At 69.1% G+C, this 15,232-nt stretch carries 20 protein-coding genes; 17 read left to right on the top strand and 3 right to left on the bottom strand.

Translation table 11 applies throughout. The annotated features are described in order from the left end of the window. Nucleotides 1-73: 73 nt before the first annotated feature. The 6 genes from QQ657_RS02140 to QQ657_RS02115 all read left to right on the top strand — a co-directional run bounded on the left by QQ657_RS02140 (nucleotide 74) and on the right by QQ657_RS02115 (nucleotide 4,842). The gene (locus QQ657_RS02140; RefSeq protein ID WP_284740297.1) at nucleotides 74-547 is read left to right on the top strand and encodes a hypothetical protein; all 474 of its coding nucleotides are present in this window, start codon (nucleotides 74-76) and stop codon (nucleotides 545-547) included. Next, complete coding sequence (locus QQ657_RS02135) at nucleotides 544-1,689, top strand: SAM-dependent methyltransferase (protein ID WP_284740296.1); 1,146 nt, start codon at nucleotides 544-546, stop codon at nucleotides 1,687-1,689. The genes QQ657_RS02140 and QQ657_RS02135 overlap by 4 nt, the downstream gene beginning before the upstream one ends. Then, entirely contained in the window at nucleotides 1,686-2,303 is a 618-nt protein-coding gene (locus tag QQ657_RS02130) for a hypothetical protein (protein WP_284740295.1), read from the top strand. Before QQ657_RS02135 ends, QQ657_RS02130 begins: the two co-directional genes overlap by 4 nt. A gap of 7 nt (nucleotides 2,304-2,310) precedes the next feature. Further along, nucleotides 2,311-2,604, top strand: coding sequence for a hypothetical protein (locus tag QQ657_RS02125; RefSeq protein ID WP_284740294.1), 294 nt, complete (start codon nucleotides 2,311-2,313; stop codon nucleotides 2,602-2,604). After that, a complete protein-coding gene (locus QQ657_RS02120) occupies nucleotides 2,601-3,920 on the top strand; it encodes a tetratricopeptide repeat protein (protein ID WP_284740293.1) in 1,320 nt (439 codons plus the stop codon). The genes QQ657_RS02125 and QQ657_RS02120 overlap by 4 nt, the downstream gene beginning before the upstream one ends. A 130-nt stretch (nucleotides 3,921-4,050) precedes the next feature. Beyond that, nucleotides 4,051-4,842: a Scr1 family TA system antitoxin-like transcriptional regulator gene (locus QQ657_RS02115; RefSeq protein WP_284740292.1), complete on the top strand. Its 792-nt coding sequence runs from the start codon at nucleotides 4,051-4,053 to the stop codon at nucleotides 4,840-4,842. A gap of 379 nt (nucleotides 4,843-5,221) precedes the next feature. Here the strand turns inward: QQ657_RS02115 and QQ657_RS02110 are convergent, their stop codons facing one another. Continuing rightward, on the bottom strand, nucleotides 5,222-5,848 hold the full coding sequence (locus tag QQ657_RS02110; RefSeq protein ID WP_284740291.1) for a hypothetical protein: 627 nt from the start codon (nucleotides 5,846-5,848) through the stop codon (nucleotides 5,222-5,224). A 32-nt stretch (nucleotides 5,849-5,880) separates the two neighbouring features. Between QQ657_RS02110 and QQ657_RS02105 the strand changes: the two genes are divergently transcribed. Then, complete coding sequence (locus QQ657_RS02105) at nucleotides 5,881-6,123, top strand: hypothetical protein (RefSeq protein WP_284740290.1); 243 nt, start codon at nucleotides 5,881-5,883, stop codon at nucleotides 6,121-6,123. A 280-nt stretch (nucleotides 6,124-6,403) separates the two neighbouring features. Here the strand turns inward: QQ657_RS02105 and QQ657_RS02100 are convergent, their stop codons facing one another. Next, nucleotides 6,404-6,661: a hypothetical protein gene (locus QQ657_RS02100; protein WP_284740289.1), complete on the bottom strand. Its 258-nt coding sequence runs from the start codon at nucleotides 6,659-6,661 to the stop codon at nucleotides 6,404-6,406. Nucleotides 6,662-6,773: 112 nt separating this feature from the next. Further along, nucleotides 6,774-7,040 (bottom strand): hypothetical protein, encoded by a 267-nt coding sequence (locus QQ657_RS02095; protein WP_284740288.1) that lies wholly within the window; start codon nucleotides 7,038-7,040, stop codon nucleotides 6,774-6,776. A gap of 891 nt (nucleotides 7,041-7,931) precedes the next feature. Between QQ657_RS02095 and QQ657_RS02090 the strand changes: the two genes are divergently transcribed. The 10 genes from QQ657_RS02090 (at nucleotide 7,932) to QQ657_RS02045 (ending at nucleotide 15,130) form a co-directional block, all read left to right on the top strand. After that, nucleotides 7,932-8,369: a YbaB/EbfC family nucleoid-associated protein gene (locus QQ657_RS02090; RefSeq protein WP_284740287.1), complete on the top strand. Its 438-nt coding sequence runs from the start codon at nucleotides 7,932-7,934 to the stop codon at nucleotides 8,367-8,369. After that, the gene (locus QQ657_RS02085) at nucleotides 8,366-8,671 is read left to right on the top strand and encodes a hypothetical protein (RefSeq protein WP_284740286.1); all 306 of its coding nucleotides are present in this window, start codon (nucleotides 8,366-8,368) and stop codon (nucleotides 8,669-8,671) included. The genes QQ657_RS02090 and QQ657_RS02085 overlap by 4 nt, the downstream gene beginning before the upstream one ends. Beyond that, nucleotides 8,668-9,033 carry a hypothetical protein gene (locus QQ657_RS02080; protein ID WP_284740285.1) on the top strand — a complete coding sequence of 122 codons (366 nt, stop codon included), beginning with the start codon at nucleotides 8,668-8,670 and terminating at the stop codon, nucleotides 9,031-9,033. Before QQ657_RS02085 ends, QQ657_RS02080 begins: the two co-directional genes overlap by 4 nt. A gap of 2 nt (nucleotides 9,034-9,035) precedes the next feature. Beyond that, complete coding sequence (locus QQ657_RS02075) at nucleotides 9,036-9,764, top strand: hypothetical protein (protein ID WP_284740284.1); 729 nt, start codon at nucleotides 9,036-9,038, stop codon at nucleotides 9,762-9,764. Continuing rightward, complete coding sequence (locus QQ657_RS02070) at nucleotides 9,761-10,369, top strand: DUF3558 domain-containing protein (RefSeq protein WP_284740283.1); 609 nt, start codon at nucleotides 9,761-9,763, stop codon at nucleotides 10,367-10,369. Before QQ657_RS02075 ends, QQ657_RS02070 begins: the two co-directional genes overlap by 4 nt. A 1,407-nt stretch (nucleotides 10,370-11,776) precedes the next feature. Beyond that, nucleotides 11,777-12,178, top strand: coding sequence for a DUF7715 family protein (locus QQ657_RS02065; RefSeq protein ID WP_284740282.1), 402 nt, complete (start codon nucleotides 11,777-11,779; stop codon nucleotides 12,176-12,178). Between the two features lie 51 nt (nucleotides 12,179-12,229). Next, a complete protein-coding gene (gene dprA / locus QQ657_RS02060; protein WP_284740281.1) occupies nucleotides 12,230-13,213 on the top strand; it encodes a DNA-processing protein DprA in 984 nt (327 codons plus the stop codon). A gap of 167 nt (nucleotides 13,214-13,380) precedes the next feature. Next, a complete protein-coding gene (locus tag QQ657_RS02055; protein WP_284740280.1) occupies nucleotides 13,381-14,343 on the top strand; it encodes a DUF4192 family protein in 963 nt (320 codons plus the stop codon). Nucleotides 14,344-14,524: 181 nt separating this feature from the next. Next, nucleotides 14,525-14,872, top strand: a complete 348-nt coding sequence (locus QQ657_RS02050; RefSeq protein WP_284740279.1) for a response regulator transcription factor — start codon at nucleotides 14,525-14,527, stop codon at nucleotides 14,870-14,872. A 27-nt stretch (nucleotides 14,873-14,899) separates the two neighbouring features. After that, on the top strand, nucleotides 14,900-15,130 hold the full coding sequence (locus QQ657_RS02045; protein WP_284740278.1) for a hypothetical protein: 231 nt from the start codon (nucleotides 14,900-14,902) through the stop codon (nucleotides 15,128-15,130). Nucleotides 15,131-15,232: the final 102 nt, after the last annotated feature.

The following is a 15,232-nucleotide window of genomic DNA, read 5'->3' as shown; positions in this document are numbered from 1 at the left end:
CATTGGCCGACCCGCGACCGCGACTGGCCATTCACCATTCACCCCCTACAGCAGGTACTGGACGACGATCCTGATGGCGAAGACCGACACCGACACCGGCGAACTCGCCCATGCCCTCGGCACGGAACTGCAGGCCCACCGCGAGCAACGCGGCTGGTCCCGCCCAGCAATCGCGGCCTGCTCCGACGGCAACGTCTCGACCAAGAGCCTCCAGTCCATGGAGAAGGCCACCCGATCGGTGACCATCCGCCAGCTGGAGCTGGCCGGGCACCTCTACGCGATCCGGCCGTCCGAGCTGCTGCTGCGCGCCGAACGCCGAATCTCGTGGGAGCCGACCGGAGTGGCCGTTGACCTCGACATCCTCGCCGAATGCCCGCATGACGCCCTCCGCCCCGCCGCCCAGTGGGCTCGCCAGGAACGCGACACCGGATCCCTCACAGCGCGGCTGCTGGCTCCCGTCGAGCTCGCTTCCCTGGCGGGACGCTGCCGACTCGACACCGCCGAACTGACCATGCTGCTGACCACCCAGGCCCCGGTGACCCGATGACCACCTCACACCACGTCCTGCCCGACGCGCGCCCCGCCGGACAGCACCTGCCTGCTCCGCCGCCCCCACACACGGCCCCCGCGCCCACCGGCAACCCGACCTCCCACCGCGCGGAACGTGCTGCACCGTGGTGGACACCGTCCGGCGTCGACCATAACCGGATCAACCTGGCCTTCTTCTACGATGCCTGCCGCGAAGCCAAAAACAGCGACAACCGCGACGTTTCCTGCGTCAAATTCGCCCACGACAACGAACTTGACGCCGCCCTGCTGCTGGACGCTCGCGTGCCGGGCGCGCGGGCCGTGTTCCGGTCCGAGCGAGCGTTTCTCGACCGCGCGGCCGCCTACCTCGTTGCCCGCCAGGGAGTCAGCAGCATCGTGGTCGCGGGCGCGGGCCTGCCCCACATCACCGGTGACGACGACCTGCACTCCGTTGTCCGCCTGCGCGAGCGGGCGACCCGCAACCGCACGCAGAACACCTCCCGCGCGAACGTGATCTACGTCGAGCGCGACCCGCTGACCCTCGCCCACCTGCGCACGATCGCCGACCCCGACAACGGCGTTCATGTCGTCGAGGCCGATCCCTGGGATCCCACCGCGATGTGGGACACCCTCTACAACACCACCAGCGAAAGCCCGGGACTGGTCTCGCGCGACGACGACCATGTGGCGTTGCTGCTGGGCGGAGTGATGTCCTTCCACGGTGGCAGCCGCGCCGAGGTCGCCCAGGTGGTGCAGGACCACTTTGCCCGGTTGCCCGACGGCGCGTTCCTGGCCATGACCCACCTGCTGGTCCCCGACCATTCCGAGATGATCGCGCAGGCACGCGAATTCGAGACAGCGCTGCGTATCTACGGTCCGGGAACCGGGAGCCTCGCGACCCGCGGCGAGATCGAGGCGATGATCGCCGGCACCAACGTGGTGACGCCAGGCATCGTCCCGGCGTTCGGCTGGTATCCCGAAGGTCCGCCGAACCCGCCGGTGTGTGGGCACTTCGCCGCCGCGGTCCTCGCCCAGAAACCAGGACCGGACAACGACCTGCCAGAGCCCCCATGGCGGCCGCAACCAGAAGCAGCCGGAAGAGCACGATCCTGTCCTGCCCCTGCGGCGCCGCGATCACCGAGATCATCGACGAGGGTGTGAGCGCCGAACAGGCCATCCTCGCCTGCGAACAGACCGCTTTACAGATGCTGGCTTCGGGAGCGCGGTTCTACGTGCGCTGGCACGACACCGCCCACACCCCGACCGACGCGGCCGCCGAACTCGGCCTGATCGCCCGGCAGCTGCGGACCACCCTCGCCCTGCTCGAACAACTGCTGGCCGAGAGCCCACCCGAGCACGGGACGCCGGGGCTGCTGGCCGGACAGCTGCGGTCATGGGCTCACGCCTACGGGCAGACCGCCGCCCACCTCTACCGGGAAGCAGAACGTCTGGACACCGCTGCTCCGGTCGATCACCTGGTCGGCAGCTCCAACCCTCCCGTTTGTCCCACACCAAATCTGACCAAACCTCAACGAAACCGAAGTGAAGTAAGGAGCTTTGTACTCATGCTGGGCAGGGGTAGCGACGCGAAGAAGTACGCCAAACTGGAGGAGAAGTTCGAGCAGGGAAAGATCAGCTACGACGAGCTGGTCGAGAAGAGCGGGAAGGTCCTCGCGAAAGAGCAAGCCAACTGCTCCCACAGCACCACCGCCTACGACGAGTCGACCGGCACGACGTGGTGCGCCAACGACTCCTGCGGTATCCGGGTGAGCTGAGTGCGGCATGGAGCTCCCGTACACCCTCGGCGACGACCCCGCAGCCATCGAGACAGTAGAAGCGGAGACCAACCGCCCGGACCCGGCCCGGTGGCCGGCGATGACCACCGGCGACGATCGTCTCCGCCAGACCTACCGGCCGCTCGGACAGCTGATCAAACCGGTCGAAGTCGCGTTCATCAAACACAAAGTCCACCTTTACGCCCGCACCGCAAGGCTCCCACAGCCGGACAGCAGCCGCGTGGGCGTGCGGCAACCGGTGCGGGCGCATCGTGCACGGCTCGGGTGGGGATGTCGGTGAGTCTCGTCCACGGGCACCTGCCCGAACCCGCCCAGCGGGTGTATGAGCTGCTGGCCGATCACCCCGGGCCCGACACCACCGCCACTCCCCTGGCCGACGCCCTCGACCTGACCGAACCCACCGTCACCGCCGCGCTGCAGCTACTGCACACCGCACACCTGATCCAACGCCGGTCCGGCCAGCGGTACGCGCTCGCCGACCGGTTCCGCCAGCACGCCACCCACCTGCGTGGCCGGCTTCCACTGTCAGTCCGCAACACCCAGCGTGCCCGCCTGATCGACTGGTACGCCGCCACCGCAGCCGCCACGGTCCCGCTCCTCGCGCCCGACGCCCACCGGTTCAGCCCACCGGTCGCGCACGACGCCGTCCCGCACACCCACACCGACGACCACGCCGCACGCACCTGGTTCGGCGGGGAACACCGCGTGCTGCGCGCCGTCCTGACGACCGCACTCGACTGGCACTGGGACAACGTCGCCGTCGAGCTGGCCGAAGCGATCTGGCACCTGGCCCGCCCCACCTATCACCACGACGACCTGGTCCACGCCCAGCAGGCCGGTCACACCGCCGCCCACCGTGCCCACCCGGGCATCGCCGCGGTCTTCGGCGCCCGCGAAGCCGCCGGCCTGGCCGACCTCGGCCGCCACGACGACGCCCTGGCCGCCATCGCCGACGCGACCTCCCTCGCCCACGACACCGGTGACTCCCGGGTGCTCGCCCTGGCGCTGTCGCTCAGCGGCCGTGTCCGGCTCGCCGCTGGGCACCCCGACGACGCACTGCACGAGTTCACCCTCGCCCTGCGTCACCAGCGGCGCCTCGCCGACGATCACCACGGGCACGCCGTCCTGCACCGCCGGATCGGGCAGGCCTACCTCGCCCGCGGCCGCGTCCACGACGCCGTCCGCCATCTACGCGACTCGAGCGAGGAGATGACCCGGACCGGTCATCCGCTCGGCGCCGCCCGGGCCGCGACCTACCTGGCCGAGGCGCTCATCGCCACCCGCCGCCCCGGGGTGGCCCTGGCCGAGCTCGGCCGAGCGCGCCGCCGGATCCGTGACATCGCCGCGCTGCGCTACCACGTCGGGCTCGACCTGGCCGCCGCCCGCGCCGCCTACCACCTCGGCGACACCGGCATCACCCACCGCCTCACCGACAACCTCATCCACCAGCTCACTCACGCCGGCCCCGGCGCCGCCGCCGACCTCCACGCCGCCACCCATCTGCGCGACCAGGTCGCAGCGCCACCGTCGGGATCGGCGGCCGATCACCACGACCACATGCGGGGCCCCTCTCCCCCGCGAACAGGCCGGACGTAGTCGCCCGGCTACTGGAATACCTCGCACAACGGGCCGGCAAGCCGGACGGGAACCACCTCGAGCCGGCGACGCTGGAGCGGCCCGAAGACCGGACAAGACGAATCGACGAGAGAACGGAACGACCCAAACCGTGATCCGAGCTACCACTCAGCCGGCGATCATCGCTATCGCATACGCGCTCCGCAGACTCCGTGAGGAACGCGGCCTCAGCCTTCGCCATGTCGCCAGGACGGCGAAAATCAGTCCGTCCAAACTGTCAGCTCTGGAAACCGGCGGCCGCCGACAGGAAGCCACGATGGTGGCTTATCTCCTCGGCATCATCGGAGCCTCCGAAGCCACACTGAATCAGCTCATCGACATCGCGGATCGCGTCGACGATGCCGACTTCTTCGATCCGACCGGGCGCGATGAGAGCGTGCTGCGCGACGGGTTCGAGCAGTTGTCAACGCAGGTGTTCGAGTGGTCTCCGACGTTGTTCCCGAAGAGGCTGCGTTCCGCCGGCTACTCCAAGGCAATCCAAGAATCCGGCCTGCCCAACCTCGGCACCACCGTGGGTGACCTTGTGCCGGTAACGGCTCGCGTCTGCTCGGCGGACGGGTCGGAGCCGCTGTACACGTTTCTCCTCGGCGAAGCTGCCACACGGCCCGACGCCTTCTCACCGAGCGTGCTCTGTGACCAGATCGAGGAAGTGGCGACGGCGTCAAAACTGCTGCGTATTTCCGTCGGCCTTGTCCCGGCATCCTTCTGCCCACCCGGTCTAGTCGAACCGTTCACCCTGTACGAAGACGACGCCGACGCTTTCGGTGTTGCCATACAACATCACCGCGGCGCAGCTTTTCTCACAAGTCAAGCCTCCGTGAAGGCCTACGCGGAGACCGCCAAGTGGCTACGCGGCGGCCTCGCCGAAAACCCATGGCCATGACCGACTCCACCGCCGGCGCGCTGCCCTCCATCGGCGCGCCCTGTCCCACTCGACCTCGCGGCCGTCCGCAGCCTCTCGCCGACCGTGCGAGCCGCTTCGGTCCGCTCGTCGTCGTACCGGCCGAGCGCCTCGTCGACGGTGTCCTGGTCCGTGCGGTCGCGCCATCGAGCGCCGCGCGGGCACCCTCGGCAGTCGCCAGCGGCATGAGCGTCGCGTTGAACTTCAGCTCTTCGAGCTGTATGGCGGAGCTCCTCTCGTTCGTTCTTGCCCTACAACCGTTAATTGGTTTCAGGGCCGAACAGACAGGCGCTCAGCCGCGCGTGAACTCCTCCGGCGGGTCCGGTGCCCAGCCTGCGGGCGACGACCTTACGCCGGGAAATCAGCTCTCTGCCGTCACCCCGTACACGAAGGGCCCCTCCGACGACGGGAGATCCTGGTAGCGCTGGTCGATCTCGGCCGCGGTCGCCGGCTGGGCGGCGTGCGGGTCGAGCCAGGTGCCGATGGGCAGGTTGCTGCCACTGGCACTCGCGCCGGAGGTGGTGATGGTGCCGTCGTGGTTGTCGGTGACGGCGATGCCCCAGTTGCTGCAGAAGGTCTCGATCTCGGCGAAGTTGCTGCCGGTCCATTCGATGATCGGGACGACCTGGGGTCGCGGGGTGACGTAGCGGATGGGCATGGAAGGTTCCTCTCCTCGCTGCGCGCTGAAGTTCGGGTCGGCGGCGAGAGCGTCGACCGAGTAGGTGATGCCGACCGTCTTGCCGTCCCCGCGGCGTTCGGCGCGCAAGTAGCCGCCCAGGTTGGTGTAAACCAGCTCCTGTTCGCTGTTCGGGATGGCCCGGTAGAGCAGGAGGATGAAGTTGCCCGGCGAGTTCTGGCCGACGTAGTTCAGGCTGAACCTGTTGCTGTCGTACGACTCGCCGAAGAACGTCTGTACGCCCTCGGGTGTGGTCGAGGTGGTCATCTGGAGTTCGTCGAAGGTGTTCGGGGTGCGTATGTAGCTCGTCATGCCGGTGGTTCCTCCTGTGCCGGGTGTGTCGGATGACAGAGTCGGAGCGCAAGCTGAGGTGTTACGCCCTGCGTCTCGCTCACGCGGCCGCCGCCGCTTCGGTGCGGCGGCAGTCCGCGCAGTCGACGAGCGGCCAGTCGGCGGACCCCGAGCAGCGGACCGAGCGCGCCGCACAGGGCGGCGGGCAGGCCACTGCGGTCGGCAAGCCGGTGCACCCGCTGATCCGGGCCGGCAGTGATCGGCGGATCGGCGTGGTGGTGAGGAGTGCTTCCTGACGCTTCTCGTCGAGCGGCTCGGTCATGCGGGGGTCTCCTCGGTCGCTGTCGCCGGCTCACCTGCCTTGGAGCGAGCCGGGTCCAGGTGTAGTGATAGACGTCGCCGGGCAGCCACGTGCGGATCAGGCGGTGCCGCTCAGGGATGGCATGGTCCTTCTCTGCCCGGAGCTGCCAGGCGTCGCGGCCGACGATGGCGAGGTCGTCGAGCTTCACGTCGAGGCTGAGGCTGTGCTCCACCAAGGCCGGACGCGGGTTCTTCGGCTTGGGGGTCTCTGCCGGCTCACCGGGTCTCGACCGCCTTCCACGGCCCGGGTACGCCGTCGACGAGGTCGCGGCGGTGCAGCACGGCGGAGTAGTCGCCGTCGATGGTGCGGCGCGCGGTCAGCTCGGACACCGGGCCGACGACGGCGGTGGGGCTGTCGACGAACCCATAGCCCCACTCGGTGTCGCTACCGGCCTGCTCGGTCCAGCAGAACTTCAGCAGCGCTTCGCGGGTGCGGTCGTCGGCAGTGACGTCGAGGGCTTCGACGAGTTCCATGCGGATGGCCGCGGTGCTGCCGCGGCCGGGGCTAGCTTCGATGGCGCTAGCGGCGTGGCGATGTCACCGCCGCTGCCACCGCCGTTCGCCTTGAGAGTGATCCTCGCGAGTGTCACGAATTTGTCCTGTCGTTGGTGGGTTTCTGCCAGGTGAGCTCGGACTTGTCGACGCCGGTGATCGTGTATTTGACCGCGCCGGTGTGCTCGAATTCCTGCGTCACCGAGATGTTCAGGCCGTACAGGCGGGCCAGCTCGACCGCGGCCCTTCCGGTCTCCGCGGCGGCGGCGCGCTTCGGAGCGTCGTCGTGCACCGGCGCGCCGCGGCCCTCAGCGACCCGGGCCTCGCCGTCTTCGATGTAGGGCACGCCCTCGCGGACCACTCGGCCATTGGAGACGGCGACGTCGTCCTTCCGCATGATCGCGTTCGCGGTGTCGATGACTCGTTCAGCAGCTCCGCCCGGTAGCCGGCGGCTTCGCGGGTGGGGATCGCTGCGGCGGCGTCGATGTTCCGCTTGTGCATGTAGCCCTTATCGAACGGGTGCCTTCGGGGACGGCAGGGCCGCGGCCGGTGCTACCAACACTGGGCTGGGGCGCGACGAAGGCGGGACCGGTGCTCAGCTACGACCGGACGCGCGGACGCATCGGTGCCGTCCGCGAGCTACGACCGCGGGACCTTCACCGTGTACCAAGCCAAGCGGACCACTGTCGCGGTGGAACTCAGGCATCAGCACGCCACCAGCTACTCCACCGCCCCCGACACACTGAGCCGCTACGTCCGAACCGTCGACCGGGATCAGCTGCGCGTCCTGCACGCGCTCGACATCGTCAACAGCCATTGCGCCGGCCCGGTTATCCAGCACAAACGGGCGGATCGACCCACGTCAACGTGTGAGCAATAGCGCTTGCCGGCGGCGCTGCGACATCTTTCGCGCCGCGCACATGCTGCCTGCCGCGCATTACTTCGAACCCAATCATCCGAGAACTCTCCCCGCAATCCCCGAACTTCCCTGTCTACCGTGACCACCGCCCGCGGCGACACCACCACGCCGAGGCCTACCCGAAAGCAGCAACATGCTCCGCTCAGGGCGCCGGTGCGCAGTTCGTAGAACAACGAACAGGCGCCGCGGTTCACGATCGTGACGTACACCGCTCTTCAACAGTTCCCGGTTGCGTTGTCGTGCGGTCGCAGTAAGGTGCACGCCGGGCACGTTCTGTCATCTCGACAGGACCTGGAGTAGGGGAAACAGCATGCTTGATGTCGTGGCGTCGTCATGACCGCACCACACCGTGACCTGCGGCTGATGCAACAGCAAGCCGGCGAACTCGACGCTCAGCTGGCCGCCACACGACACACCGCACGCTCAGCCGACCAGCTGATCACCGCGACCGTGACCGGCCAGGAAAAGCTCATCGACCTGCGCATCGACGACCGCGCCCTCCACGGCACCCACGTGCAGAAACTCGGGCTGAGCATCGTCGAAGCCGTCCGCAACGCCCGCACCGCCGCCCGCGCATCCTCGCTACCGCACCTCAACGCCCTGTTCGGCAAACCAGCGCCCCCACCACCCCCACCCCGCCCCGCAGCGCCGCCGCAGGCCGCCGCACCGGAACCCACCCACCGCGCCGCCGCGCCAGCCGACGACGAGAACTTCGAAGAGCTCGACTTCCTCACCGACGACGAGCCGGAAGCCGGGGGTGGTCGCTGGTGAACAGCGAAGAGAAGCTCTACCACCTCGCGAAGGAAATCGACGCCCGGGTAGCCGCCGTCGAGCAGGCCGCCAAGACCGGAGAACGCCTACCGCTCGTCCAGAGCATCGGCGCCGACCTCGGCACGGTCACCGTCGACGGGATGGGCGGCCTGATCTCGGTCGACCTCGCCCGCGACGCGGTCGCCGGCCAAACCAGCGCGAGCCTCGCCGGGCACGTCCTGCGGGCCATCACCAACGCCGAGTCCGCGGCCACGACCCGGCGCAAGAACATGCTCGACGACGCGGCACGGGAGACCCGATGAGCAGCGGCAACTTCAACCCACTGGGCAACGCCGCGGCCGGCTCCGGATTCGAGGTCTACCCCGACGCCCTGCGCAAAGCCACCGACGACATCTACACCGCCCGCGACAAGGTCGCCGGGTTCGGCAGTGAGGACCTGGCACAGATCGTCCTGCGCGACGACGACGTCGGGATGCTGGGCGTCCAGGCGAACGTCGTGCACATCTTCAACGAAACCATCGCGCACATGCGGGACAAGACCGACAAGGGCGCTATGCAGCTGGAGCGGCTCGCCGAAGCACTCGATAAGGCGGCCGACTACTACGAAACCCAGGACGAGGCGGACTTCAAGCGGCTGCGTGATCAGGAGAAGGGGCTGAACTGACCATGACGACACCGCCGCCCGCCCCGCCCGATCCTCGAGCGCAGCCGCAGCCCTACCCCGAAGACGCCGACGCGAAGATCCGGCAGATCGCGGAGATTTTCGGGCAGGACAACGTCCTGCGGCTGCTGGGCGACGTCCGCAACCGGCTGCTCGGCAACGCGCTGCAAGTCCAGTCCATGGCGATGGAGTTCGCGCAGAAGAAGAGCCTCGGCGACGCCGGCGACGATGTCGCCCAAGCCGTACTGGCCGTGGCCGGTACCTGGAGCGGTCGTGGCGCGGCGCAGTTCACCGGCTACGCCGGCATGGTCAAAGACGCGCTCAAAGGACAGCAAGACATCGTGGCGAGCATGTCCGGAGTCCTCACCGAGATCGCCGGCTGCATCATCGACACCTACGCCAAAGCCATCGAGTTCATCGGCAACTGCGCCGTCGAGCTCGGGAAGGTCGGCTACAAGACGATCATCGCGATCGCGACGGCGGAGATCCCGATCGTCGACGTCATCACGTCAAAGGAGGTGGTGGACACCGTCGCGGACGCGTTGTTCGAGCTCGTCAAATCGGTAAGCGACTTGTTCGCCCACACCTTCCAGACCCTGGGCAAGTTCCGCGGGCAGGCCATCGCGCTGGTCCAGGCCAACAGCAAGTTTCCCAACATGCCGCCGATGCCGGGCGACTCCGGTATCGACGACCAACGGCAGTGGCGTATCGACCCGTCGGCGGCGCCGGCATGAGGGCATCCGTGATCGTGTGCGCGACGCTGCTGTCGGCGAGCCTGCTGGCCGGCTGCGGACCGTCGAAACCGGACCGGCTGCTCTCTCAGCCGCCGGCACCGGCGCAGACCGGTGTGCCCCTGCCACTGGACCAGGTCGACAACCCGGTCGACTTGACGAAGTTCGACTCCGACCCCTGCAGTCTGCTGACCAAGGAGCAGGCCGCGGCCGTGGTGGCCGATCCGCCGAACGGGATGCAGCCGTCCCGGCGGACAAGCCTCCCGGCGTTCGGGTGCTCCTGGCCGAACCCAGCCGGCGCTCAGATGGTGGCGTTGAAGCCGGTCCAGAGCCCGAAAACGCTCACCGAACTCTCAACGTCCACGCTGAAGAACAGCGGCGAACTGGAACCGTGGACCGAGACGTCGATCAGCGGCCTCCCCGCCGTCGTCTACCACCAGTTCCATCTCGCGGAAGAGTGCTCGATCTCGGTCGAGGTCACCGAGGAGCAGATGCTGACCTTCGAGATCGAGGGCAAAGATCTTCGCGATAGCTACTGGGACACCGACCGCTGCGGCGGCGTCGCCAAGATGGCCGAGTTCGTCATCGGCAACCTCCGGCACGGCTGACACGCGCGCCGAGCCGGGCGTCGATCCGCAGACGAGACAACCCCTGCCCTGCCTCGGCGCCGCGCTGTTGCGGATTCGTCCAGTCGCGAACCCGCAACAGCGACCGGCCCCCGTCCGATATCGAGTGGACGTCGCTCGATCCGCCGAACTCTCGCGAGAACGAGCTCCTGCGGCACTGCAACGTCAACGCCCACGCACGTACCACTGCGCTCAGGATGTGCGCAGTCAGGACGAGAGTCTCACGGGCACCACGGCACCTGCGGTGTTCCCGCACCTCCGGGGCCGGTGTGCTGCTCCACCTCCCACAGATCCCCGCGAACCCACCCATAGGTTCCGCCGCGGTACGACCAGCCCCACGGATGACCGTCGGAGGCGCCACGCTTACACGAGACCCAGAATGTGGCTCCGCGCGCGATCGTGCCCAGGACCGGGCCGTTGACCGGACGCGCCCGGATGCGGGCCCCATCGGCGATTGCGACGACACCGATCCACGCCTGCGCTGTCACCGCGGAGGCCGGATACGACGACCGCGGTGCCGCGTCGGTGTCCGTCGGCCAGACGAGGCTGCCATCCGGAGCGACCGCCGGAACTCCAGGATTGCGTGCTACCTCGCCCGGCAGGCCGACGTCGGGCTGATCAGGATCCGCTGCCGCGGCCGAGGACACCGGAGGCATCATTGTCCCCTGCGCCGGGGCGGCCGTGGCCAACAGCGAACCGGTCAACGCGCCGGCGGCGAGGACGGACGCCGCGGCACGCCGCGCCATCGAGGCGTGAAGAGTTACTGACATGAAAGAACTCCTGTCGAGAAACGTCGCGTCGACGTGACCGGACAGGGGACGCTCTGCCGAGCACAGGCAACAGGCTCACGAACCGGCGCGCAACCACACCACCCGCCGAACAGCGGGCAGTAGTTCTCACTACAGACCAGCCAATTCCTGACACTGACTCATGGCCGGCGCGTGAGGGATGTACGGCTCGGGAGAGGTGCCCTCCCCTGCGACCTCTCCCGAGCCGAGAACCGTTCTCCGCCTGGGGGTAGCTGCGGAGAAGGTCCTCAGAAGGGTCCGAAGTGGTCACTCCCGTCTGGACCTCTGTGGATCACCTTCTGAAACCAGAGTGCCCCAGAAACACGTAATTCGCCACAACTGTGGCGAATTTTATCGTGATAACTTTCGGTGTCGGATCCTGCGCGAAACGCAGCACCCACGATGCCCTCCCCGACACGCGACCGGCCCGGCCGGACGTGGCTGCTGCCCAGTGCAGCAGACCCGCGGCCCGGGGCAAACCCACAGTCCACAAGGGACACGCTCGCCATGCTGCGCCCCGGCTTGCCCCGGACCCGCCGGGCCCGCTGGCGAAGGCCGCGTCCACGGCCCACCCCGGGCCGCGGTCACCGAGGAGGAATCCGTGTTGAAGTACTTCGTTTCCACCCACCGCACTCAAGGCGCCCGGGACAACGACTTCACCAGCATCCCGGGCACGGAATTGGTCGATCTCACCGGCGAATGCCACGACGACCCGGACTCGCCGATCTGCGGCTGCGCCCGCAGCTTCGTCGGCATCACCAGCCGGCGAGCCTGCACCACCGCCGAGGTCACCGAAACCGACATGACCGCCGCGGAATACATCGGCCACTTCCACGCAGGCCTGCTCGCACTCGGCTGGAAAGACAACGCCGACACCCGCAACGGAGTCATCGACGCCACCGTCGAACTGCTCCTGCTCGCCGCCATGTGGCCGGCCGGCACAGTCGTCGAACGCCGCGGCCGCGAGATCCGCGTGCGGTCCTTTCCCGCCCACTGGCGATGAGGCCTTCGCCTCTCCTAAGCCAGTCTCGCCCGCTCATACCCAGGAGTGCTCATGTCCGATTCCACCGACGCGCGACGAGCTCGCGCGTTCCTCCAGCACGCCGCCGAACCCACCAACCCGTGCATCGCCCGCTACGTCGCCGAGATCGGGCCCGTCGACGCCGCCCACCACATCTGCGAGCGCACCGCGCCAACCGACGTGCTCGCCCAAACCCGTCCCGGCGCCAACTGGATGCTCGCCGAAGCCAGCCTGCGCACCGCAGCACAGCTCGGCGCCCGCTTCGTCATCCCCGAAGACGACGACTGGCCGGCCGCCGACACCTTCGCCGGCCTGAGCACCCTGGCCGCCGACGACGACAGCTGCGGCGGCGCGCCCCTCGGCCTGTGGGTCCAGGGCGAGTCACGACTGGACGACCTCGCGGCCGCGCGCTCCGTCGCGATCGTCGGGTCCCGGGCCGCGACCGAGTACGGCGAGCACCACGCCGCGGAACTCGCCTACGCCCTGGCCTCGCGCAACGTCGCGGTGTGGAGTGGCGCCGCCTACGGAATCGACGGGGCCGCCCACCGCGGCGCGCTCGCGACCGACCATCCGGCCAGCACCGTCGCGGTCCTGCCCTGCGGGCTCGACACCGGATACCCGGCCGGACACGTGGGCCTGCTCAAGCGGATCGCCGCCGCCGGCGCCATCGTGTCCGAGTACCCACCTGGCGTCCCGCCCGCACAGCACCGATTCCTGGCCCGCCACCGCCTCCTGGCCGCGCTCACCAGCGCGACAGTCGTCGTCGAAGCCGGCGTCCGCAGCGCCGCCCGCCACGCCGCCCGAACCGCCGCCGCACTCGGGCGACCGGTCCTCGCAGTCCCAGGCCCGGTCACTTCCGCGGCATCCGCCGGCTGTCATCAGCTGATCCAGGACGGCACGGCACGGCTGGTCACCAGCGCCGACGACATCCTCGACGCGATCGACGCCGAGACGGAGACGGAGACGGACCGGGAGCCGGAGGGCGCGGCCGCGGCGGGTGAGACCGGCCGAGGCTAGCGCGCACCCCAACGGCGGCCCCGACCTCACGAGGACCGGTCGCCCGTCGCCCGTGACGGGCCGCCGTCAGGCGCGCGCTCAGGCGGTGGCGGCTCACCCGCCCGTTGAGCCGCCACCGCCCTCCCACGCCGCGTGCGGGAGGGCTGAGCGACGGGAGCCCCTTCACCGTGACCAGCTACCTGACCCCCAGCGAAGCGATCGGCTTCCTGCCCGACACCCGCTCCGACACCCTGTTCGTCATCGGCTTCCCCACCCGTTCCACCGACCCGGTCACACCAGCGGTCCTGGCATTCCCCACAGCCGACATCACCACCCTCCACACCCCGGCGATCGCCAAGCACATCCACGACCAGCTCCCCACCGGCAGCAACGCCGACCTGCTGATCGTCGTCGTCGGCGACCGCCAGGAGCCCCGACAGCTGCCGCACCGGGCCGCGATCGCTGCCCTCGAGGCCGCGCTCCGGCCCGCCGGGCACACCGTGGCCGGCTGCTACTGGACCCCGCACACCCAGCCCGGCGCCATCCTGCGCGACTACCGCGAACCGCACCGCATCAGCGCCATCCTCCCCACCACCACACCCCTGGACCTCACCCCGCCCCTGCGGATCGTCGCCGACGCCGCCCTGCCCTGGGGACTGCCGTTCACCGACCGCGGCGACACCATCCCCACCCGCCTCGGCCGCTTCGCCCGCGCCGTACTGCCCCTGCTCGTGCGCTGCGACGACCACACCCACGACATCGTCGAGCAGGCCATCGACGACGCCACCCGCGGCGAGTTCCCCGACAACGAGAACGGATTCGCCGTCACCTGCGCGCTGCGCGACAACACCATCTACGCACCGCTGCTCATGCCGTCCGTCGATCTGGATCTCCGTCGTATCGAACAGCTGTGGATGGCGCTCCACCGCGGCGCCGTCGACCGGACGATCCGGGCCAAGCTCGCCGCGCTCATCGCCGCCAGCGCCCTGCGCCGACGTGCGCGGCACTTCGCCGCCTACGCGCTCGCCCACGCCACCGCCGCACCCGGCGCAGGCGCCCTCGGCGTGCTGCTCCAGCAGCGCACCGAAGGTGTCGCCCTCGACCGGGAACTCCAGCACCTCGCTGCGCGCGTCGCCGGATCGCGCCCTTAGCCACCCCAGCACCGATTACCGGCCTCGGGTAGTCCGCACACCACTCCCGCGCGAGGCCAACTGAATGAGCCGGGAATCCCCGAGTTCGGCACACCTTCCCCCTGGGCGAGCCGAACCCCGGTTCGGGCTGGCCGGGGCAGCGCACGTGCCGCGCTGCCCCGGCCAGCCCCTCTTCTCGTTCGTGCTCATCCTCGGAGGTTCGATCATGCCCCGCTCATCAGCTCTCAGCGACATCGAACGAGGGATCCTCGAAGACGTCGCGCTGGGACTGAGCAACATCCAGATCGGGTTGAAGCAGCACCGCTCACCCGAGACGATCCGCACCCACATGAAGAACATCTTCGCCAAACTGAAAGCCCGCAACCGCGCGCACGCCGTCGCCATCGCCTACGCCACCGGCATCCTCCGATGCCCGGTGCCGCACCTCCCACTGGCACAGGCGATATCGCGACGGACCTTCCCGGCACCGAGCCGACCGGTTCCGAAGCGACGGCACCACGAACCCCCCGGCCGCCGACCGCTCCGTTGACCGCGAGCCCTCTGCGAGAGGACCACCATGACCGACCCGAGCCAACCCGCCAGTGGGCCGAGCTACCTCGACGACCCGGACTTGGCGCTCGTCATCGACCCCGCCGACGCCGGCGCCGACGCCGTGATCGCCGACCTTCTCGCCCGAGACCCGGTGGACGCCGAGATCATCGTGCGCGGCGCGGCGATGTTGTCCGCCGCCGGCGCAGGAACCGCCGCCGAGTGCCTCGCCGCGTCGATGACCTGGCTCTACGGCTGAACCGACGGCACATCGCGCCACCCCAGGCACACCGTCGACAACGCCACGCTGAGTGCCACCCGCCGACGAGTTACCGCCCTCGGGCTATTGACACACCGCACC

Origin of the sequence: Amycolatopsis ponsaeliensis, from assembly GCF_030182635.1 — a bacterium.
Classification (GTDB): domain Bacteria; phylum Actinomycetota; class Actinomycetes; order Mycobacteriales; family Pseudonocardiaceae; genus Amycolatopsis; species Amycolatopsis ponsaeliensis.
The sequence above is the reverse complement of the archived record's forward strand: the minus strand, read 5'-3'. Positions and strand labels throughout refer to the sequence as shown.